This window comes from Mesorhizobium huakuii, from assembly GCF_030160235.1.
Taxonomy (GTDB): Bacteria; Pseudomonadota; Alphaproteobacteria; order Rhizobiales; family Rhizobiaceae; genus Mesorhizobium; species Mesorhizobium huakuii.
The window spans coordinates 158,447-180,038 of sequence record NZ_BSNY01000055.1 but is presented as its reverse complement, the minus strand read 5'-3'; the positions used below and the strand labels follow the sequence as shown (position 1 = coordinate 180,038).

Below are 21,592 nucleotides of genomic sequence, written 5' to 3'. Positions count from 1 at the left end.
GGCAAACCGCCTGGAGATGGCGCAGGACAAGTTGGAACCGGACCATGGCGGCAAGGGATGTGCTGACGAAAAACCAGTTGTGCGTGCTCGAGAAGCTCGAGACCGCCAGCGGACCGCTCAGCGCCTATACCTTGCTCGATCAGCTGCGCGAACGCGGCTTCCGCGCGCCGCTGCAGGTCTATCGCGCGCTCGACACGCTGGTGAAGTCCGGCTTCGTGCACCGGCTGGAAAGCATCAACTCCTTCGTTGCCTGCGCCGAGCCGCATGATCACAGCCATTCGATGACCGCCTTCGCCATCTGCGACACGTGCGGGCAGGTGACCGAGATGTCGGACCACGACGTCGACCACCGGCTGAACGAATGGGTCCATTCGACAGGCTTCGCCGCCAAGAAGGCGGTGATCGAGTTTCGCGGGACGTGCGCGAAGTGTCGGGCTGAGGCCGCTTAAGGTCTTCTCTTCGCAGGATGACGAAGCGTTGGCGCTAGAGCGTTTCACCGTTTCATGAAACGGCGAACCGCTCTAACTCTCTGTTTTGACGCAATTCCAGACGGAAAACCGCTCACACTTTTCCTGGAACTGCTCTAGTGCGCCTCGTCCCAGTTGTTCGCGGCTCGCGCGTCTACATGGAGCGGCACCGACATCGATACAGCCGGCATCGCCGCGTTCTCCATGACATGGCGCACGACCGGGATCGTCGCCTCGACTTCGGCCTCGACCGTTTCGAAGATCAGTTCGTCGTGCACCTGTAGGAGCATGCGGGCCGACAGCTTGGCCTTGTCCAGCGCTTCCTCCATGCGAACCATGGCGCGGCGGATGATGTCGGCGGCGGTGCCTTGCAGGCGGGCGTTGATCGAGGCGCGCTCGTTGAACGCGCGCAGCGATGGGTTCGAGGAGCGGATATCCGGGTAGTGGATGCGGCGGCCGAAGATGGTTTCGACAAAGCCGTGCTCGCGGGCATAGGCCTTGGTCTCCTCGATATAGTCGCGGATGCCGGGGAAGCGCTCGAAATATTTCTTGATGTAGTTGCTGGCTTCCTCGCGCGGGATCGACAGCTGGTTGGCGAGGCCGAAGGCCGAAATGCCGTAGATGATGCCGAAATTGATCGCCTTGGCGCGGCGGCGGATCTCGGAAGGCATGCCTTCGACGGGCACGTTGAACATTTCCGACGCGGTGATGGCGTGGATGTCGGCGCCGTCGGCGAAAGCCTGCCGCAGTTGCGGGATCTCGGCGACATGGGCGAGCACGCGCAGTTCGATCTGGCTGTAGTCGGCCGAGACCAGCCGGTTGCCCTTGTCGGCGATGAAGGCGGTCCTGATCTTGCGGCCTTCGGCGGTGCGCACGGGAATGTTCTGCAGGTTGGGATCGGAGGACGACAGCCGGCCCGTGGTGGTCGCGGCCAACGCATAGGAGGTGTGGACGCGTTTGGTGTCCGGATGGATGAAGCCGGGCAGCGCATCGGTATAGGTCGATTTAAGCTTGGTCAGCTGGCGCCAGTCGACGATCTTGCGCGGCAGTTCGTGGCCTTCGGCGGCGAGGTCTTCCAGCAACTGCGCCGAGGTCGACCATTGGCCGGTCTTGGTCTTCGAGCCGCCGGGCAGGCCCATGCGGCCAAATAATATATCGCCGAGCTGCTTGGGCGAGCCGATGTTGATGCGCTCGCCGATGAGCTGGTAGATTTCCTCTTCCAGCCGGGCGGCACCTTGCGCCAGTTCGCCTGACAGCCTGGACAGGATCTGCCGGTCGACCGAAATGCCGCGCTGTTCCATGCGTGCCAGCACCGGCACCAGCGGCCGTTCCAGCCGCTCGTAGACCGAGACCAGGCCCTTGGCGGCAAGCCGGGGCTTCAGCACCAGCCAGAGCCGGAGCGTCACATCGGCATCCTCGGCGGCGTGCGCCGTCGCCTTGTCGATGTCGACCTGGTCGAAACCGACCGAGTTCTTGCCGGAGCCGGTCACGTCCTTGAGCAGGAGCGGGGTGTGGCCAAGCCATTTCTCGGCCAACGCATCCATGCCGTGACCGTGCGGGGTACCGGCATCGAGCACGTAGGAGATCAGCATGGTGTCGTCGAACGGCGCGACATCGATGCCATAGCGGCTCATGATGACCAGATCGTATTTCAGGTTCTGCGCGATCTTGAGGACCGATCTGTCCTCGAGCAGTGGTTTCAACACCGCCAGTGCCTCGCGCAGAGGTATCTGGTTTTCGAGCGCGCCGCCGCCGAGCAGGTCGCCATTGCCGCTCTTGTGGGCGAAGGGAATGTAGGCGGCGCGGCCGGGTGCCGTGGCTATCGCCAGGCCGATCAGTTCGGCCTGCATCGGATCGGTTGATGTCGCCCTGACGTCGAAGGCGGTGACGCCAGCCTCCCGCGCCTCGGCGACCCAGGCTTTCAAGGTCGCGATATCGCGAATGCAGAGATAGGCCGCCGTGTCGATCTTGCCGGTTGCCGCGCGCTCCAGCCGCATGGCTGAGAGCAGGGAAGGGGTATCGCCTTGCCTGGCCTTGTCCGTCGTCGGTGCGGTGGTTGCCTCGCCATTGGCCTGGCCAGTCTCTGCGCTGCTGCGGGCCGCAACCGGCGCTCCGGCGCCGACATCGGGGCCGTGTGCGTGGTCGGCGCGCTCGACGGTCACCGCGACGGCCTGGACGTCGCCGGCCTCGGTGCTGGTCGCTTCCGCCACGCGGCGGGTCAGCGAGGTGAATTCCATGGTCTTCAAGAAGCCGATCAGCTTCGGCCCGTCGGGCGCGTGCAGGACGAAGTCGTCCAGCCCCTCGGCCACCGGCACGTCGTTCTTCAGCGTCACCAGCTGGCGCGAGATCAGCGCCTTGTCGGTGTTGGCGATGATCGATTCGCGCCTCTTGTCCTGCTTGATTTCGCCGGCGCGCGCCAGCAGCCCGTCGAGGTCGCCGAACTGCTCCAGCAGCTGCGCCGCCGTCTTGGGACCGATGCCGGGCACGCCGGGCACATTGTCGACGGAATCGCCGGTCAGCGCCTGCAGATCGACCATCTTTTCCGGCGGAACGCCCCATTTTTCGATGACCTCGGGAATGCCGATCTGGCGATCCTTCATCGGGTCGTACATGCCGACCGTATCGCCGACCAGCTGCATCAAATCCTTGTCGGAGGAGATGATGGTGGTGTCGCCGCCCGCTTCGCGGGCCAACCGGCAATAGGTGGCGATGAGATCGTCGGCCTCGAAGCCTTCCATCTCGATGCAAGGCAGGTTGAAGGCCTTGGTCGCCTGGCGGATCAGGCCGAATTGCGGGATCAGGTCTTCCGGCGGCGCCGAACGGTTGGCCTTGTATTCGGGGTAGAGCTCGTTGCGGAAGGTTTTCGAGGAATAGTCGAAGATGACCGCGAAATGCGTCGGCACAATGCCTACATCGGTGTTGCGGGCATCCTGCATCAGCTTCCACAGCATGTTGCAGAAACCGGAAACGGCACCGACCGGCAGGCCGTCGGACTTGCGCGTCAGCGGCGGCAGTGCGTGATAGGCCCGGAAGATGTAGCCAGAGCCGTCGATGAGGAAGAGATGATCGCCTTTTTTCATGCCGGCAGGGATAGCGCGGCGCGATGGCTTGGTCCATGCCAAAGACATCGCCGGATATCGGTTCCGTCAACACCCTGACAGATCACGGGTATGCAGGCCCAATCACGGGCACGTTACAAAAGTGTAACGTTGGTGCCCTTGAATCGCCACGTTCAGAGACCCAAATACACGTCATCGGCAGTTTTCGCCGAAGTCCGGAGCAAGGCCCGTCCCCCGCCTATCCCGGACAACTGCGGCAGCCTATCCCCCCTCTCCGGGCTGCCGCATCGTTTCGAGTATGAGGCCGCCGTGGTTCCCCCTCCACCACGGCGGTCTTTTTTTGGCCCGCGGCGGCTGACTCGCGCCGTGGTCCAATCGTCCCGGGCTTTTCGTTTCCGCGCTCTGCCTTTACGGTTCCGGCACTGAATCGAAAGGCTTTCACAAATGTCCGCAGTTTCCCCCGTCCTCGACCGTCTCGACAAGAATCTCGACCAGAGCCTGGAACGCCTGTTCGGCCTGCTTAGGATCAAGTCGATCTCCACCGATCCGGCCTATGCCGCCGATTGCCGCAAGGCGGCGGAATGGCTGGTGGCGGAGCTCAAGCTTATCGGCTTCGACGCCAGCGTGCGCGACACGCCGGGACACCCCATGGTGGTTGCCCATCATGAGGGGCCGGCAGGCGCGCCGCATGTGCTGTTCTATGGCCATTACGACGTGCAGCCGGTCGACCCGATCGAATTGTGGGAGAACGATCCGTTCGCGCCTGCCATCAAGCAAGTCGGGCCCGACCACAAAGTGATCACCGGGCGCGGTTCGGCCGACGACAAGGGCCAGCTGATGACCTTCGTCGAGGCTTGCCGCGCCTGGAAGCAGGTGCATGGCAATCTGCCATGCCGCGTCACCATCCTGTTCGAGGGCGAGGAGGAGTCCGGCTCGTCGTCGCTGAAACCGTTCCTCGAGGCCAATGCCGACGAGCTCAAGGCCGATTTTGCGCTGGTCTGCGATACCGACATGTGGGACCGCGACACGCCCTCGATCTGCGTGGCGCTGCGCGGGCTGGTCGGCGAGGAGATCACGGTGAAGGCCGCCGACCGCGACCTGCATTCTGGCCTCTATGGCGGCGCCGCCGCCAACCCGATCCGCATCCTGGCCAAGGTGCTGGCCGACATCCACGACAAGGATGGCCACATCACCATCCCGGGCTTCTATGACGGCGTCGAGGAAACGCCCTCGCAGGTGCTGAAATCCTGGGAGACGCTTGGCGAAACGGCCGAGACCTTCCTCGGGCCTGTCGGCCTATCCATCCCATCGGGCGAAAAGGGCCGCTCGGTGCTGGAACTGACCTGGGCGCGGCCGACCGCCGAGTTCAACGGCATCATCGGCGGCTATACCGGCAAGGGCTTCAAGACGGTGATCGCGGCGGAAGCGTCGGCCAAGGTGTCGTTCCGCCTCGTTCGCAAGCAGGATCCAGCCAAAATCCGCGCGGCCTTGCAGCAATTCGTCAAGGAGCGCATTCCCGCCGACTGCTCGGTGGAATTCCACCCGCACGGCGGCTCACCGGCAATCCAGCTTTCCTACGACTCGCCATTCCTGGCCAAGGCCAAGACCGCGCTGTCCGACGAATGGCCCAAGCCGGCGGTGACCACCGGCAGCGGCGGCTCGATCCCGGTGGTGGGCGACTTCCAGACCTATCTCGGCATGGAATCGCTGCTGGTCGGCTTCGGCCTCGACGACGACCGCATCCACTCGCCCAACGAGAAGTATGAGCTCTCATCCTTCCACAAGGGCCAGCGCTCCTGGGCGCGGATTCTCGATGCACTGACGCGCTGAGCGACAGAAGACACGTTTTCCTGTTGATTTTTCACCGGATCGCGGCGAGGACGGGAAACGCCGCGACCGGAGAAGACCATGGCCGACATCCGTTTCCACAAGCATGATTTGCCCGACCTTTCGCATTACAATGTCGGGGCGGTGGCCATCGACACCGAGACGCTGGGTCTGAACCCGCATCGCGACCGGTTGTGCGTGGTGCAGATATCGCCCGGCGACGGTAGCGCCGACGTCATCCAGATCGCACCCGGCCAGAAAAAGGCGCCGAACCTCGTCAGCCTGCTGAAAAACCGCAGCGTGACGAAGCTGTTCCATTTCGGACGCTTCGACCTTGCCGTGCTCTACAACGCTTTCGGGGTGATGCCCGAACCGCTGTTCTGCACCAAGATCGCCTCACGGCTGACCCGCACCTATACCGACCGGCATGGGTTGAAGGACATCTGCTTCGAGCTTCTCGGCGTTGGCCTGTCCAAGGCGCAGCAATCGTCGGACTGGGCGGCCGAAACGCTGTCGCCCGAGCAGCTCGAATATGCCGCCTCCGACGTGCTTTATCTGCACCGGCTGCGCGATGTGCTGGCCGGGCGGCTGGCGCGCGAGGGGCGGACCAAGGAGGCCGATGCCTGCTTCCGCTTCCTGCCGACGCGGGCCAAGCTTGACCTGATGGGCTGGGACGAAGAGGATATCTTCGCGCACAGCTGACCTTTGCGGCAATTCCGGGCCCGACGGCCGGTTGGGAACCAGATGCCTGCGGTCGCGTTCCGTGGGCTGGAAAAGGGGGATGACATGGCCGACAGAAAGCCGATCGCAACCGCGCCGACCGATGGCTCCAAGGTCACCGTCACGTGGAAGGACGGCGACGGCGTCATCAACGAATCCATCGGGCAATACCGCGATGACGGGTGGTGGGTCTACACCGACAGTCATACGCAAAAGAAGGTCGAGCCGACCAGTTGGCGGCCCGCTTCCCGCGACGACGACGATCAATGAGCGCCGCTGGCGGGGCCAGCTGCTTTCGAATAGCTTGAAGCCGTTGATATCGGGGCCGATTCGGAGCCTTCCGCTCCGTGCTCGCCCCCTTGCTCGGAGGAAATCGCCATGGGCGTAGAAAGCCTTCTCGTCTTCATCATCATCGGTGCCATCGCCGGCTGGCTCGCCGGTCTCATCGTTTCCGGTTTCGGCTTCGGCCTGATCGGCAACATCATCGTCGGCATCGTCGGCGCGTTCATCGCCGGCTGGCTGCTGCCGCGGATCGGCTTCTCCATCGGCGGCGGCATCATCGCTTCCATCATCCACGCCACGATCGGCGCCATCATCCTTCTGGTGCTGGTCAAGGTCCTGAAACGAGCCTGAGGCTCGATACGGCAAAGGGCGCGCCATGAAGCAGAATATGCTCTATCTCATCATCGGCGCGCTCGTCGTCGTGGTCATCGCGCTTGGCGTCTATGTCTACCGCGAGCAGACCAAGCCGAAAGGCGTCGAACTCAAGATCGACGACAAGGGCATTTCGATCCAGCAGAACTGAGCCTGCCGTCGACCGGTGGTGCGGCGCCGGCCGCATGTAAAAGGCGTTGGCGAGGGTCTCCAGCCTGTGAAGCTGGAAATCCTGTATTGCCTTGACCGCCGAGCGCGCAATCAGGCTTAGTCCACAACATCAAACAGGGGCAACAATCGCCAATGGGCCGGGGCGTCAGGACGATTCCCGATCCCTTCCATCGTTCGATTTCCTGAGCGGAGGACGGATGATCGCCGGGATCAACTTCAGGGCCGACGCAGCGGTGCGGGCGGCGCTTTCGGCGATCGGACGCACGGAAGACCTGCGCTTTTCACCCGACAATCGATTGCTGGCAATTGCCGGCTATGCGCGCAAGCGCCTGCTGGTCCTGCGCATCGATATCGAGGCTGGACCCGATGGTCCGGACGTCACGATCCACGATTACATGGAGCTGACATCGGACTATATGGGCGAAATCCATGGTCTGGATTTCATCGATGACCGCACACTGGCGATCGCCAATCGCGACGGAGTGGTAGCGATCTTCAGCCTGCCGCGCGAGGAACCGGCCGGCCAGAGCCGCGTGATATCAGCCATTCGCCGGATAAAGGGCAGGCGGCCCTGCAAACTGAATTCACCGGGTTCGATTGCCGTCAGGCGCGAGTCGCGCGGCCGGATCAGCCTGCTCGTCTGCAACAACTACACGCATCTGGTCACCCAGCACGTGATCAACCGGTGGCTTGGCTATCGCGCCACCAGCAATCAACCGCTTCTGAAACATGGCCTCGATATCCCCGACGGCATCGCGATCAGCGGCGACGGGCAATGGGTCGCCGTCAGCAGCCACGGCACCAGGGACGTAAAGCTCTACCGGATGTCGGCGTCGCTTGGACCCGATACCGAACCCGCCGGCGTCCTGCAGCACGCCGGCTATCCGCATGGCCTGCGCTTTACTGGCGATGACCGGCACATTCTCGTCGCCGACGCCGGCAGCCGGATGATGCATGTCTATGTTGGCGACAGTGCCTGGGACGGGCATCGCACGCCTGCGCGCTCGGTGATCGTGCTCGACGAGGACACCTTCGTCCGCGGCAGGGCCAGCCCCGAGGAAGGCGGCCCGAAAGGCCTTGACATCGACCGGTCGAACAGCGTCGTGGCGGTGACCTGCGAGGAGCAGACGCTGGCCTTTTTCGCGCTGCCGTCGATACTCGGTGGCGTTGAAAATTGCCGGCAAGACGGGGCTATTGCATCGGCGTAGTGCCCGAAGCGCGCTTCCCCCGATATGGAATTAGAATGACGGATCGACGCTTCGGCGCTATGATGTCGACACAGGGCGTTTGGGGTCAACCAACCTATTGCTAGGAGGTTGCCATGAAACACCAAACACTAGATCAACTGCATGCAGTTGCCGAGGTCAACACACAGCCAGTAATGAGCCGAACCCAACGTCTCGTTCGTTGGGCCGAGCTTCTTGAACGTGAGCCCAGCCGGCTCCTGACCGCGCTTGCCGGGACCGAATACCGTGCGCTGCCGGAGCGCGATGTCATGCGGGCCGATGGCTCGCCGATAGCGGTTGCCTTCACGGACCCGGTATTGCACGACGAGGGTCTGAAGGACGACAGTTATGGCGAAGCCAAGCGCTTCTTCGAGCTGACCGACCATCAACTGCACGAGATCGTCTGCTACTGCCATGTCGGCGAGGTCATGCAATCGTCCAGGGCAGCGCTCTCGGTTCGTGCGGCGATCGGGTGACGCATGTCCACCAGGTAATTGCCTGGTGACGGGTGATTTGGGGCGCGGTCGAACGCGAAGCTGCGAGCATTTGCGATCGCGCCCCAACACGGAACATGTCCGCGACCGCCTAGGTCGCGGCTAAGAATGGTGCGGGCCTTGGCGCCCGGACAAAATGCCACGGCGAGGATTGTTCCATCGCGACGGGCGCGACCGTTTGCCAGCGCCAAAATCAGCGGCTCGAACAACGCGATCACTGCCGGACCCCAGGCATTTGATTATCAATCGCCTTGAATTTTTCCGACTTAACCCGCCCTTAAATCGCCGCATCTACTCTTCAACCCGGACGCCGTTAGCACCGGGGACAGCAAGCGCAGCGCATGGCGAACCGCAGAGACAGCCGCATCGAGCCCAGTTTCGAGGGACCGCCACAGGCGCGATCCCAGCCGGGTCTTTCGGTGAGCGAGGAGGACCGCGTCGTGCCGAGCAACCGCAAAGCCTCCGCCAAACGCAAATCGTCCAAGGCGAAATCGTCGCGCGGTGGGCGCGGCAGGAGCCGGAGCGGCCTGTTCGGCGTGCTCGGCCGCCTGTTCTACTGGTGCTTCGTGCTCGCCATCTGGGGCGGCATCGCGGTGGCGGGCGTCGTCGTCTATTACGGCGCCAAGATGCCGGCGGCCACCACCTGGTCGATCCCCGACCGCGCCCCCAACATCAAGATCGTCTCGGCCGATGGCCAGTTGCTGGCAAACAGGGGCATGAGCGGCGGCGAAGCCGTCGGACTGCACGAAATGTCGCCTTACATCCCCGAAGCCGTCATCGCCATTGAGGACCGCCGTTTCTATTCGCATTTTGGCGTCGACCCGATCGGCCTGTCGCGCGCCATGGTGACCAACCTGCTCGGCGGGCATTTCTCGCAAGGCGGGTCGACGCTGACGCAGCAATTGGCCAAGAATCTGTTCCTGAAGCCCGACCGCACGCTGGAGCGCAAGGTGCAGGAGGTGCTGCTGGCGCTATGGCTGGAGCACAAGCACACCAAGGACCAGATCCTCGAAATGTACCTCAACCGGGTCTATTTCGGCTCCGGCGCCTTTGGTGTCGAGGCGGCTTCACGGCGTTATTTCGGCAAGAGCGCGCGTGACGTCACGCTCTCGGAAGCAGCGCTGCTTGCGGGCTTGCTGAAAGCGCCGTCGCGGCTGTCGCCGGCGCGTGATCCCAAGGCCGCGGAGGAACGTTCGCAGCTCGTGCTCGCCGCCATGCGCGAAGAGGGCAAGATCAGCGACAAGGAGCTGAAGACGGCGCTCAGCGCGCCGGCGACGCGCGCGCCGTCCTATTGGACCGGCTCGGAAAACTATGTCGCCGACACCATCATGGAAGAACTGCCGGACCTGATCGGCGACGTGCGCGGCGACATCGTCATCGACTCCACCGTCGACCTGAACCTGCAGAAGCTCGCCGAGCAGTCGATCCGCCGGCTGATCGATGAAAGCGGCAAGAAGCTCAACGTCACCCAGGGTGCGCTGGTGTCGATCGACGATTCCGGCGCGGTGCGCGCCATGGTCGGCGGCTATGATTATTCGACTAGCCAGTTCGACCGCGCCTCGGAAGCGCGCCGGCAGCCCGGCTCGGCGTTCAAGCCGTTCGTCTATATGGCGGCGCTGGAAGCCGGCCGCACGCCTGACAGCACGCGCAACGATGCGCCGATCAGGATCGGCAACTGGACGCCGGACAATTACGGCGGCAAGTATTTTGGCAAGGTCACGCTGGCGACGGCGCTGGCCAAGTCGCTGAACTCGGTCGCCGCGCAGCTGACCATGGAGGTCGGGCCGAACGCGGTGGTGGAAGCCGCGCACCGCATGGGCATCCAGTCCGAACTGCAGGCCAACACCTCGATCGCGCTCGGCACCTCGGAAGTGACCCCACTGGAGCTGACGTCCGCCTATGTGCCGTTCGCCAATGGCGGCTACAAGCCCGACATCCACTTCATCCGCCGCATCACGACCGCCGAGGGCAAGGTGCTCTACGACAGCGGCGGCGGCAGCGCGCCGCGTGTGGTGAAACCCGAGATCGTCGGCATGATGAATTCGATGATGACCGGCACCGTCGAGGTCGGGACGGCCAAGAAGGCGGCCTTCGCCTGGCCGTCGGCCGGCAAGACCGGCACCAGCCAGAATTCGCGCGATGCCTGGTTCGTCGGCTACACCGCCAATCTCACCACCGGCGTTTGGTTCGGCAATGATGACGGCACGGCGATGAAGAAGGTCACCGGCGGCGCGCTGCCGGCGCAGGCGTGGCACGAATTCATGGTCGCCGCCCACGAAGGCGTACCGGTGCGGCCGCTGCCCGGCACCTGGAAGTCGACGCCGGCCGATACGATCGTGCCCGACGATATACCCTCGGCCGACAACAACCAGCCAGCGCCGGTCCCGTCAGCCTCCGTTGGCCAGCAGGCGCCGGCCGCACAGGCAACCCAGGCGCCGGCCCCGGCCCGGGTGGCGCGGCCTGCCCAGACCGTCGATGCCGATGGCTTCAACATGCCGGCCGATGACGGCACCACTGCTTCGGTCGGCCATCCGGTGCCGCCGGGCAATGTTGGCGGTCCGCTGAAGAAGAAAAAACAGACCTCGATCCTGGATATTCTGGGCGGCGGCTGAAGGCGGTCGCCCCGGCGGTTCGCAGCGGCGTCAATCCGCCTCTCGCCAGCGCCACGGTGTTCGGCTACACCTCCGGCCGGAGACCGCGACATGGCCGAACTCGACACCAGAAAAACCATCGTGCTGACCGGCGCCAGCCGTGGCATCGGCCATGCCACGGTCAAGCGCTTTTCGCGTGAGGGTTGGCGCGTCATCACCTGTTCGCGCCAGGCCTTCGCCGAGGATTGCCCGTGGCCGGCCGGCCCGGAAGACCACATCAAGGTCGACCTTGCCGACCAGGAAGATGTCGGCATCGCCGTCTCGGAAATCCGCCATCGTCTGGAAGCGCATGGCGGCCAGCTCAACGCGCTGGTCAACAATGCCGGCATTTCGCCCAAGCTCAAGGACGGCAACAGCCGCATGAACTCGATCGACACGCCGATGCATGTCTGGCGCGACGTGTTCCAGGTCAATTTCTTCGCGCCGATCATGCTGGCGCGCGGCCTGTTCAAGGAACTGGCGACGGCCAAGGGCTCGATCGTCAACGTCACCTCGATCGCCGGCACCCGCGTGCATCCCTTCGCGGGCACCGCCTATGCGACGTCGAAGGCGGCTCTCGGCTCGCTGACGCGCGAGATGGCGCATGATTTCGGCCCGCACGGCATTCGCGTCAACGCCATCGCGCCGGGCGAGATCGACACGGCGATCCTGTCGCCGGGCACGGAAAAGATCGTCGAGACGATCCCGCTGCGGCGCCTCGGCACCACGGCTGAGGTCGCCGACATCATCTTCTTCCTGTGCTCGCAGCAGGCCTCCTATGTGACCGGTTCGGAAATCCACATCAATGGCGGCCAGCACGTGTGAGCAGGCCGACTTCGGCTGGGGTTGCTCATCCGGCCATGGTGAGAACAGCCTTGCCGCTGAAGCTGCGCTGCCGCAGGGCGTCCAGAGCCTGGGCGATATCCGTCCACGGCACGGTCAAGGCGACGCGGGTTTCCAGCCGGCCAGCCGCGACCAGGGCGAGCAACTCGGCAATGTCGGCGCCAATGCCGGAGCCCGAGGTGTAGTAAGCGAAGGTCTGAAGCCTTGCTCCTTCATGTCCCGGAACGAACTGGCGGAAGCCAATCGGCGTGAGCTCGCCACTGCTTGAACCGAAGATGACGATGGTCCCGCCGGGCGCGACACGTTCGATCGCGCGGGCAAGGCTTTCGCCGCCGACCGACTCGGTGATCAGCGAAAATGGTCCCTCGGCCAGCTCGATCGCCTCGACAACCTGTCCGGCTCCGAGATCGCTGAGATCCCCGGCGTGCCGGGCGGCGGCGATGGCCGTCACCGAGGCGCCTTGTTCGCGGGCGATCTGGATCTGGAAACGGCCGACCGCGCCGCTCGCGCCAGTGATCAGCACCCGTTGGCCGGCCAGATCACCGCCATGGCGCAACGTCCTCAGCGCCGTCGTGCCCGCCACGGGTAGCGTGGCCGCGGAAACAAAGTTGACCTCATCGGGCAGGACGGCGAGACGGTCGGTCGGAACGGCGACACGTTCGGCCCAGCCGGCCTCGTCGACCAAAGCGGCAACGCGGGTGCCCACGGCCGGTCCGGAGCCATCGGCTGCCACCCGTTCGACAATCCCGACGATGTCCTGGCCGGGTATCCAGCCGTCCGGGCGTATGGTGAGCAGGCGCAGTTCGCCGCGGTTCAACGAGGTTGCGCGGACGGCGACCAGAGCCTCGTTCGCGCAAGGCTGTGGCTCGCCCACCTCGGCGAGTTTCAATCTGGCTGCGTTGTCGGAAGAGATGGTGAGGGCGAGCATGGGGTACACCTTTGCCAATTGGCGAGAACGACCCGAGCCTACCGAGTTGTGCTGACGAGTAATCTGGATATAAAGGCAATTCATCGCTAAAAACCGTCAATCATGAGACAGCCCCTCCGCTACCCATGGCTCGATTTCGACGTCGATGACGTCCTTGCTCCGGCGATCGCAGTGCGCGTCGACGTCACCGAGACCAGGGCCGAGGTGTCGGATCATTGGCATCGCAAAGGGCAACTCGTCTTCGCGCTCAGCGGTGGCGTCACCTGCCGCGTTCCGAGCGGCCTCTGGATGGTTCCGCCGCACTGCGGCGTGTGGGTGCCAAGCCGCATGCAGCACAGCAACATCGCGACGGCCAATGCGCGGATTTTCTTCGTCTATATCGAGCCGGGCGCGGCTGAGCTGCCGGACCGGTGCTGCACGCTTTCGATCTCACCGCTGCTGCGCGAGCTGATCATCGAACTGTCGGAATGCGCGCCCGATGACGCGCGATGCGCCTTCCTGGGAAGCGTCCTGCTGGCCGAACTGCCCGATATGCCTGTCCAGCAGCTGCATCTGCCGATATCCTCCGAGCCGCGCCTGAAGCGGATCGCGGAAGCGCTGGCGAACGATCCTGCCGATCGCAGCACGCTGGCCGAATGGGGAAAACGCGTCGCGCTCAGCGAGAGCAGCCTTGCTCGTCTTATCGTCAAGGAAACCGGCTTGAGCTTCGGCCGCTGGCGACAGCAATTGCACTTGATCGTTGCGATAAGGGAACTGGCTTCGGGCGCAAGCGTTCAGCAGGTTTCGGGCGACCTCGGCTATGAGTCCGTCACGGCCTTCATCACCATGTTCAAGAAGGCGCTGGGCAAACCTCCCGCACAGTATCTCAGCAGCATCGCACGCAATGGCGGTTCCGCATTCGTGGCGTGATCAGGCGGCGGACGGTTCGGTCGCGGATGGCTTGCGACCGAGCACCTCTTCGACGATGCCGCGCGCGATTTCGCGTTCGCCCATGATCACCGTGTCGGCGCCGAGCCCCTTGAGATGCTCGACCTCGGCATCGGAATGGGCGCGGGCAACGACGTTTATGCCGGGATTGGCGGCGCGTGCGCGCAGCACGATCTGGCCGGCTTCGAACGCATTGGGGATGGCGAGGATCAGCCGGCTGGCGCCTTCGGGATTGGCGGCGGCGAACACTTCGGCGTTGGCGGCATTGCCGGCGACGGTCTCGACGCCATCGGCCTTCAGCTTGGCCAGTGTCTTGTCGGCGTCCTCGATGACGAGGAAGGGCATCGCTGCTTGTTTCAGCGCCGCGCCGACAAGGCCGCCGACACGGCCATAGCCGATCAGGATGGCATGGCCGGTGAGCGCCGTCTTCGGCGGCGGGCCGTCTTCCTCTTTGGCTGTCGCGGCAACCGAGGCGACCTGGCCCGGTTCGGTCGCCGGACCGACCGGCTTGGCGTCGGCCGGCGGGGCCGCCCTGGCGGCGCGGGCCTCCAGCCATGGCTTCATCCAGTCGATGACCAGGAACATCAGCGGGTTGAGCACGATCGACAGGATGGCGCCTGCCAGGATCAGGTCGCGGCCCTGTTCGGGCAGAAGTTTCAGCCCGACGCCGAGTTCGGCCAGGATGAAGGAGAATTCGCCGATCTGGGCAAGGCTGGCCGAAATCATGAGGGCTGTCGCCAGGGGATAGCCGAAGGCGACGACGATGACGAACGCCGCCAGCGACTTGCCGATGACGATGATGGCCAGTGTCGCCAGGATCGGCAGGCCGTTGCTGAGCAGGCTGAACGGGTCGAACAACATGCCGACCGAGACGAAGAACAGCACCGAGAAGGCATCGCGCAGCGGCAGCGATTCTTCGGCCGCGCGGTGGCTGAGCTCGGATTCGCTCATGATCATGCCGGCGAAGAAGGCACCGAGCGCCAGCGAGACGCCGAACAGTTTCGCCGCGCCGAAGGCGACGCCGAGCGCGATCGCCAGCACCGCCAGCCGGAACAGTTCGCGCGACCCGGTATGGGCGACGTAGTGCAGGATCCACGGAATGACCCGGCGGCCGACCACCAGCATGACGACGACGAAGGCGGCGACCTTGGCGAGCGTGATGCCGACGACGCCCCAGATGCCGTAGCTGGCCGGCAGCGACAGCAGGCCGCTCGCGTGCACATCCGCCTGTTCCTGGCCGCCGAGCACGCCGGCAAGGGCCGGCAGCAGCACCAGCGCCAGCACCATGGCCAGATCCTCGACGATCAGCCAGCCGACGGCGATGCGGCCGCGCTCGGTCTCGATCAGCCGGCGTTCCTGAAGCGCGCGCAGCAGCACCACGGTCGAGGCGACCGACAGCGCCAGGCCGAACACCAGACCCGCGCCCATCGACCAGCCGAGCATCCAGGACAGTCCGGCGCCGAGTGCCGTGGCAAAGCCGATCTGGACGATGGCGCCGGGAACGGCGATGGCGCGGACCGACAGCAGGTCCTTCAGAGAGAAATGCAGGCCGACGCCGAACATCAAGAGGATGACGCCGATCTCGGCAAGTTCATTGGCAAGGCCGGCATCGGCGACGAAACCGGGGGTGTTCGGCCCGACCAGCACGCCGGCTATGAGATAGCCGACCAGTGGCGGAATGCGGAAACGGTTGGCGAGAGCCCCGAAGACGAAAGCCAGCCCCAGACCGGCGACGATGGTGGCGATAAGGGGCGTGTCATGCGGCATTGTCTATGGAGCGCCTTTCAAGCTGGGGATGTCGGATGTGCGCCGCCCGAAGCCGCCGCCTGTTTTGCAATATGGTGGAAGGCGTGACGGTGATGCAACCCGCAGGGCGCGAAAATCGACGGTGCGGCGGCACAAACCGGACCGGCGGCCTCAGCCGCCGGCCCGGTTTGTGCCCACGTTGGTACTGACGTCGACAACGAGACCCGTTGCGAAAGGTCAGGCTGCTTGCAGCAAGGCCTCGATCTCTGAGATGGCGTGGTTGGTCATGGTTTTTGGAATTTCAGCCGTCACCTTGTCGCCGACCTCCTTGTGCAGCTTCTTGCGCATGGCGCCGAGCATCATGGGTGGGGCGACAAGCACGATGCTGTCGAACTCACCGCCATGGGCGAGCTTGTAGAGACGGGCCGCGATCTCTTCCGCGAAACGCTCCTTGCCGATACGGTGCCAGTCCGTGTCTTCGACGGCGCTGCGATGCACCGATGGGCCGTCATTGTACCGGCCGGGGCTGTCGGTCCCTTGTTCGCGCGTGGGCGGGTTCTCCTGTTCCATCACCTGCACGACTTCGAGATTTGGAAACTTGTTGTCGCCGGCATTCTTGAGCAAGAGCGCTTTTTCCCCGTCGGCCACCAGGACCCAGATGCCGTGCCTCAGTTTGATCGTGTCCATGAAAGCGCTCCTTTTGATGAGTGGTTACGCTTCGCAACGCGTTTCAACCCGGCAACGTTCCACCCCCTTACGGCGAAGCGACGGCAGTGCCGCCAACGGCTGGACAGGCGATGCGCGAGTGGGCGACTTTAATCTACTGAATTGGTAGAAATTAGAAAAAACTGTTTTGCTAGATAAAGGGCAGGTGGCTAAAAAGACCTGAAATCAAGGCCCGCTTCAGCGTCTTGAAACCGCTCGCACCCCGGATGTGGAATATTTTTCTCCTGCCTTTCGCGGTTGCGAAAAAGCGATTGCCTGCCATCACAGGATGCGCGAGTGCTTTGCTTCTGGTTTTTCGCGCCCGGGCGTAAAACTGCGATACTGTTCCCGGATTGCTCTTCCCATGCCGCAGGCCAATGCCAAGCTCAATGCCTTCCCCGTCTTCGTGCGGGTCGAGGGCGAAACCGTGGCCATCGTCGGCGCCGGCGCCGAAGCCCTGGCCAAGGCGCGGCTGATCGGACAGTCGAGCGCGGTGCTGCGCATCATCGCCGAGAATGCCGAGCCGGAGCTGCTTGCCTTTATTGCTCAGTCCGGCGCCAGCCACGTCACGGCGGCCTATGACGCCTCGCAGCTGGAGGGCGCGGTGATGGTGTTTGCCGCCAGCGGCGATGAGGCGCTCGATCGCCGCGTCGCAGCGGATGCGCGCGGACTGGGCATTCCGGTCAATGCCGTCGACCGGCCGGAGCTCTGCGACTTCTTCACTCCGGCGCTGGTCAACCGCGCGCCGGTCGCCATCGCCATCGGAACGGAAGGCGCCGGCCCGGTGCTGGCCCAGATGCTGCGGGGCCGCATCGATCAGATGCTGTCGCCATCGCTCGGTTCGCTGGCGACGCTCGCCGCTTCCCTGCGGGGGGCGGCCGAGAAATTACTGCCGAAAGGCAATGCCCGCCGCCGCTTCTGGAACAGTTTTTTCCAGGGTGCGCCCGCCTATGCCGTGGAAGCCGGCCAGCTGTCGCAGGCGCATGATGCCGCCGTGGATCTACTGTTGTCGAACGCACCCCCTTTGGGTCACATCGCCCTGGTCGGCGCCGGTCCGGGCGCCGAAGATCTGCTGACGTTGCGTGCGCATCGCCTGCTGATGGAAGCCGACGTCATCGTCCATGACGCGCTGGTACCGGAGGCGGTCGTCGCCATGGGCCGCCGCGATGCCGAGCGCCTGCCGGTCGGCAAACGCAAGGGCTGCCACAGCAAGAGCCAGGCCGAGATCAATGCGCTGCTGGTCGAACTTGGCCAGCAGGGCAAGCGCGTGGTGCGGCTGAAGTCGGGCGATCCGCTGGTGTTCGGCCGCGCCGGCGAGGAGATGGCGGCATTGCGCGACGCCGGTATCGCCTATGAGGTGGTTCCAGGCGTCACCGCGGCCTTTGCCGCCGCAGCCGATTTCGAATTGCCGCTGACCTTGCGCGGCGTCTCCTCGTCCATGGTCTTCACCACCGGCCACGATCTCAAAGGCAATTCGTTGCCCGACTGGGCCAAGCTTGCGATTTCCGGCGCCACCGTCGCCATCTATATGGGCCGCTCGGTGGCGGCCGAAGTCGCCGGCCGGCTGATTGAGGCCGGACTGTCGCCGGACACGGCGGTGGCCGTGGTCGAGAATGCCAGCCTTGCCAACCGGCGCCGTTTCCACGGCACGCTGGCCGATCTGCCGTCGCTGGAAGCGCGGGGCGATCTTTCCGGGCCGGTCATGACCATCATCGGCGATGCTGTCGCCGGCGCTAATTTTGAACGGTCCGAGCCGCTTGCCGCACATAGGAATGAAGGCGCGGCCAAAGCCGCCGCAGAGAGAGTTCAGCCATGAAGATACTGACCGCCAACCGCCTGACGGATGGCATCGCCGTCTGGTATGCCGATGGCGGCTGGGCCGAGACGGTGGGCCAGGCCGATCTTGCCCATGACAAGGCGGCCGAGGATCGCCTGGAGGCGATCGGCGCCAAGGCCTATGCCGACAATGAAGTGGTCGATGTCAATCTGATCGATGCGGAAGTCGTCGACGGTGTCGTCGAGCCGGTGCGCTTGCGTGAAAAGATCCGCGCCGCAGGCCCGACAATCCGCGGCGATCTCGGCAAGCAGGCCGAGCGGGCGGCGTAGCCAGGTTTTGAGTGAAACGGGCGGACGCGCCCTGAAAGACGAAGCATGTACCGTTACGATGAGTTCGATCACGATTTTGTCCAGGCCCGCGTCGCCGAGTTCAGCGACCAGGTCCAGCGCCGGCTGTCCGGCGAGATATCAGAGGACCAGTTCCGGCCGCTCAGGCTGATGAACGGCGTCTACCTGCAGCTGCACGCCTACATGCTGCGCATCGCGGTGCCCTACGGCACGCTGAACGGCAGGCAGCTGCGTATGCTCGGCCACATCGCGCGCAAATACGACAAGGGCTACGGCCATTTCACCACGCGCCAGAACATCCAGTTCAACTGGCCGGCGCTATCCGACATTCCGGCGATCCTGGCCGACCTGGCAAGCGTGGAGATGCACGCTATCCAGACCAGCGGCAACTGCATCCGCAACGTCACGGCCGATCATTTTGCCGGTGCCGCCGCCGACGAGGTCGCCGATCCGCGTCCCTATGCGGAGATCCTGCGGCAATGGTCCTCGGTGCATCCGGAATTCTCGTTCCTGCCCAGGAAATTCAAGATCGCCGTGACGGGCGCCGAGCGCGACCGCGCTGCCATCCAGACGCACGATATCGGCCTGCATCTGAAGAAGAACGCCGCCGGCGAGCTTGGCTTTGCCGTCTATGTCGGCGGCGGCCAGGGCCGCACGCCGATGGTGGCAAGGAAGATCCGCGACTTCCTGCCGGAAGCCGACCTTTTGTCCTACTGCACGGCGATCCTGCGCGTTTACAACCTCTATGGCCGCCGCGACAACAAGTACAAGGCGCGCATCAAGATCCTGGTGCACGAGACCGGCGTCGAGGAGATCACCCGCCAGGTCGAGGCCGAATGGCAGGAATTGAAGGACGCCGAGCTGAAGCTGCCGGAAGCCGATATCCGCGCCATCGAAGCCTATTTCGCGCCACCAACGCTCGCTGATCGGCCGGAAGGCGACCAGGCGGTCAAGCTGGCGCGTCTTGATTCCAAAGGCTTCTCGGAGTGGCTCGACCAGAATGTGGTGACGCACCGCCATCCCGACTATGCGGCAGTGACGATCTCGCTCAAGGGCATCGGCGAGGTGCCGGGCGATGCTTCCGACAGCCAGATGGAAGCGGTTGCCGACATCGCCGAGAAATACGCCTTCGACGAGCTGCGTGTCAGCCATGAGCAGAACCTGATCCTGCCGCATGTGGCACGCGCCGACCTCAAGGCGGTCTATGACGCGTTGGTCGATATCGGGCTGGCGACGGCCAACTCCAATTTGATATCGGACATCATCTCGTGCCCCGGGCTCGACTATTGCGCGCTGGCGACGGCACGCTCGATCCCGATCGCGCAGGAAATCTCGCAGCGCTTCGCCTCGCTGGAGCGGCAGCGCGAGATCGGCGAATTGAAGCTGAAGATATCCGGCTGCATCAATGCCTGCGGCCACCACCATGTCGGCCATATCGGCATCCTCGGCGTCGAGAAGAAGGGCTCCGAGCTCTATCAGGTGACGCTGGGCGGTTCCGCCGACGAGAACACGTCGGTCGGCGAGATCATCGGCCGCGGCTTCTCGTCGGAAGAGATCACCGACGCCATCGAGCAGATCGTCGAGACCTATCTCGGCCTTCGGCTCAACCCACAGGAAAAATTCATCGACGCCTACCGCCGTGTCGGTCCCGCGCCGTTCAAGGAGGCGCTCTATGCTGGCGAAACCAAGGCCGCTTGACCATATCGCCGATGTCGATGACGGCGTCGCCGCCAAGGCGGCGGGGCTCGATGCGCTCTATGGCCACCTGAAGCCGCTCGAGATCATCGAGCGCTCGGCTCGCGAACTGTTCCACGACGAGATCGCCGCCGTGTCATCCTTCGGGGCGGATTCGGCTGTGCTGCTGCACATGATCGCCGAGATCGACCGCACGCTGCCGGTCATCTTCCTCGACACCGGCAAGCACTTCGAGGAGACGCTTGGCTACCGCGACGCGCTCGTCGCCGATTTCGGGCTGACCAACATCCAGGTCATCAAGCCCGAGGAGGCGGCGCTCGCGCGGATCGACCCGACGGGCAATCTGCATCAGAGCAACACGGATGCCTGCTGCGACGTGCGCAAGGTCGAGCCGCTGGCGCGCGGTGTGGCGCCCTTTCGCGCCTGGTTCACCGGCCGCAAGCGCTTCCAGGCCTCGACGCGGGCAGCGCTGCCGGTGTTCGAGGCGGTCGGCCCGCGCATCCGCATCAATCCGCTGGCTCACTGGACGACCTCGGACCAGGCCGACTACATGCGGGCGCATGCGCTGCGCGAGAATCCGCTGGTCGCTTATGGCTACCTGTCGATCGGTTGCTTTCCGTGCACGCAACCGGTGCAGCCGGGCGAGGATGCGCGCAGTGGTCGCTGGGCCGGTCACGCCAAGACCGAGTGCGGCATTCACCTGTCGGGACTGGAGAAGTCGCTGACCGACGCATCCCTTTAGGCTATGTGGATGTTCAGGCGAGGCTGGCCTACAAACGGCGGCCTCCGGACGTGAACTTCGACACGCCCTGAGCTTTTTTGATTTTAGGAATTCTTGATGACTGAACCGACGACACCGGAGATCCGGCTCTGGACCCCGCAGGGTTTTCGCGAGGACGAGTGGGCTCATGCCGAAAGTGCCGACGCGCTGTCCGGCAATGGCCGCTTCATCCTGCCGCTGCAGGCGTTCCTCGACCTTGATCCGGAGGTGCGCCGGTCCGCCAAGGAGCGGCTGGGCGTGGTGCTGCAGCCCGGTGATCAGCTCGAGAAGATAGCCGACTTGCTCGACCAGCTGTCGCTGGTGGCACTGGTCTTCCCGGCCTTCAGCGACGGGCGCTCCTTCTCCAAGGCCGAACTGCTGCGCAGCCGCTACCACTTCGCAGGTGCCGTTCGCGCCACCGGCCAGGTGCTGGTCGACCCGTTGCCGCATATGCTGCGGCTCGGCTTCGACGAGTTCGAGATTTCCAACCCTGTGCTGTTGAAGCGCCTGGAAGAGGACCGCACCGGCGGTCTGGGGCTTTACTACCAGCCGACCGCAGTGCCGGAGCCCAAGGGCCCGAAATATTCCTGGCGCCGCGTTCGCAGCTGACGTTGGG

The 21,592-nt window shown here is 64.3% G+C and carries 20 protein-coding genes; 16 read left to right on the top strand and 4 right to left on the bottom strand.

Features of this window, described 5'->3' with window-relative positions:
* Positions 1–44 precede the first annotated feature (44 nt).
* Positions 45–449: a Fur family transcriptional regulator gene (locus QQK95_RS29485; protein ID WP_032931728.1), complete on the top strand. Its 405-nt coding sequence runs from the start codon at positions 45–47 to the stop codon at positions 447–449.
* Between the two features lie 134 nt (positions 450–583).
* Here the strand turns inward: QQK95_RS29485 and polA are convergent, their stop codons facing one another.
* Positions 584–3,547, bottom strand: coding sequence for a DNA polymerase I (gene polA, locus QQK95_RS29480; RefSeq protein WP_284278019.1), 2,964 nt, complete (start codon positions 3,545–3,547; stop codon positions 584–586).
* Between the two features lie 423 nt (positions 3,548–3,970).
* Here polA and QQK95_RS29475 point away from each other — a divergent pair, with 423 nt between their 5' ends.
* The 9 genes from QQK95_RS29475 (at position 3,971) to QQK95_RS29435 (ending at position 12,073) form a co-directional block, all read left to right on the top strand.
* Positions 3,971–5,356, top strand: a complete 1,386-nt coding sequence (locus QQK95_RS29475; protein ID WP_284277916.1) for a M20/M25/M40 family metallo-hydrolase — start codon at positions 3,971–3,973, stop codon at positions 5,354–5,356.
* A gap of 78 nt (positions 5,357–5,434) precedes the next feature.
* A complete protein-coding gene (locus QQK95_RS29470) occupies positions 5,435–6,055 on the top strand; it encodes a ribonuclease D (RefSeq protein ID WP_284277915.1) in 621 nt (206 codons plus the stop codon).
* A gap of 84 nt (positions 6,056–6,139) precedes the next feature.
* A complete protein-coding gene (locus tag QQK95_RS29465; RefSeq protein ID WP_284277914.1) occupies positions 6,140–6,343 on the top strand; it encodes a hypothetical protein in 204 nt (67 codons plus the stop codon).
* 108 nt (positions 6,344–6,451) lie between these two features.
* Positions 6,452–6,706 (top strand): GlsB/YeaQ/YmgE family stress response membrane protein, encoded by a 255-nt coding sequence (locus QQK95_RS29460; protein WP_019861233.1) that lies wholly within the window; start codon positions 6,452–6,454, stop codon positions 6,704–6,706.
* Between the two features lie 25 nt (positions 6,707–6,731).
* Complete coding sequence (locus QQK95_RS29455) at positions 6,732–6,878, top strand: hypothetical protein (protein WP_284277913.1); 147 nt, start codon at positions 6,732–6,734, stop codon at positions 6,876–6,878.
* A gap of 217 nt (positions 6,879–7,095) precedes the next feature.
* Complete coding sequence (locus tag QQK95_RS29450; protein ID WP_284277912.1) at positions 7,096–8,106, top strand: NHL repeat-containing protein; 1,011 nt, start codon at positions 7,096–7,098, stop codon at positions 8,104–8,106.
* A gap of 113 nt (positions 8,107–8,219) precedes the next feature.
* Positions 8,220–8,600 carry a hypothetical protein gene (locus QQK95_RS29445; RefSeq protein WP_284277911.1) on the top strand — a complete coding sequence of 127 codons (381 nt, stop codon included), beginning with the start codon at positions 8,220–8,222 and terminating at the stop codon, positions 8,598–8,600.
* 359 nt (positions 8,601–8,959) lie between these two features.
* Positions 8,960–11,230 carry a transglycosylase domain-containing protein gene (locus tag QQK95_RS29440; RefSeq protein ID WP_284277910.1) on the top strand — a complete coding sequence of 757 codons (2,271 nt, stop codon included), beginning with the start codon at positions 8,960–8,962 and terminating at the stop codon, positions 11,228–11,230.
* A 90-nt stretch (positions 11,231–11,320) separates the two neighbouring features.
* Positions 11,321–12,073 (top strand): SDR family NAD(P)-dependent oxidoreductase, encoded by a 753-nt coding sequence (locus QQK95_RS29435; RefSeq protein ID WP_019861229.1) that lies wholly within the window; start codon positions 11,321–11,323, stop codon positions 12,071–12,073.
* Between the two features lie 25 nt (positions 12,074–12,098).
* Here QQK95_RS29435 and QQK95_RS29430 read toward each other — a convergent pair whose 3' ends face one another.
* Positions 12,099–13,019 (bottom strand): zinc-binding dehydrogenase, encoded by a 921-nt coding sequence (locus tag QQK95_RS29430; RefSeq protein WP_284278017.1) that lies wholly within the window; start codon positions 13,017–13,019, stop codon positions 12,099–12,101.
* 102 nt (positions 13,020–13,121) lie between these two features.
* Between QQK95_RS29430 and QQK95_RS29425 the strand changes: the two genes are divergently transcribed.
* Positions 13,122–13,928, top strand: a complete 807-nt coding sequence (locus QQK95_RS29425; protein WP_284277908.1) for an AraC family transcriptional regulator — start codon at positions 13,122–13,124, stop codon at positions 13,926–13,928.
* On the opposite strand, the gene QQK95_RS29420 is transcribed toward QQK95_RS29425, so the two are convergent.
* Both QQK95_RS29420 and QQK95_RS29415 read right to left on the bottom strand, forming a co-directional pair.
* A complete protein-coding gene (locus tag QQK95_RS29420) occupies positions 13,929–15,713 on the bottom strand; it encodes a cation:proton antiporter domain-containing protein (RefSeq protein ID WP_284277907.1) in 1,785 nt (594 codons plus the stop codon). It abuts the gene before it with no gap.
* 216 nt (positions 15,714–15,929) lie between these two features.
* Complete coding sequence (locus QQK95_RS29415) at positions 15,930–16,379, bottom strand: baeRF12 domain-containing protein (RefSeq protein ID WP_284277906.1); 450 nt, start codon at positions 16,377–16,379, stop codon at positions 15,930–15,932.
* Between the two features lie 382 nt (positions 16,380–16,761).
* Here QQK95_RS29415 and cysG point away from each other — a divergent pair, with 382 nt between their 5' ends.
* The 5 genes from cysG (at position 16,762) to QQK95_RS29390 (ending at position 21,585) form a co-directional block, all read left to right on the top strand.
* The gene (cysG, locus tag QQK95_RS29410; protein ID WP_284277905.1) at positions 16,762–18,213 is read left to right on the top strand and encodes a siroheme synthase CysG; all 1,452 of its coding nucleotides are present in this window, start codon (positions 16,762–16,764) and stop codon (positions 18,211–18,213) included.
* Positions 18,210–18,503, top strand: a complete 294-nt coding sequence (locus tag QQK95_RS29405; protein ID WP_032931682.1) for a DUF2849 domain-containing protein — start codon at positions 18,210–18,212, stop codon at positions 18,501–18,503. Before cysG ends, QQK95_RS29405 begins: the two co-directional genes overlap by 4 nt.
* A gap of 45 nt (positions 18,504–18,548) precedes the next feature.
* Positions 18,549–20,219 carry a nitrite/sulfite reductase gene (locus tag QQK95_RS29400; RefSeq protein WP_284277903.1) on the top strand — a complete coding sequence of 557 codons (1,671 nt, stop codon included), beginning with the start codon at positions 18,549–18,551 and terminating at the stop codon, positions 20,217–20,219.
* Entirely contained in the window at positions 20,194–20,958 is a 765-nt protein-coding gene (locus tag QQK95_RS29395) for a phosphoadenylyl-sulfate reductase (protein WP_284277902.1), read from the top strand. The genes QQK95_RS29400 and QQK95_RS29395 overlap by 26 nt, the downstream gene beginning before the upstream one ends.
* A 96-nt stretch (positions 20,959–21,054) precedes the next feature.
* Positions 21,055–21,585, top strand: coding sequence for a DUF934 domain-containing protein (locus QQK95_RS29390; protein WP_284277901.1), 531 nt, complete (start codon positions 21,055–21,057; stop codon positions 21,583–21,585).
* Positions 21,586–21,592 lie beyond the last annotated feature (7 nt).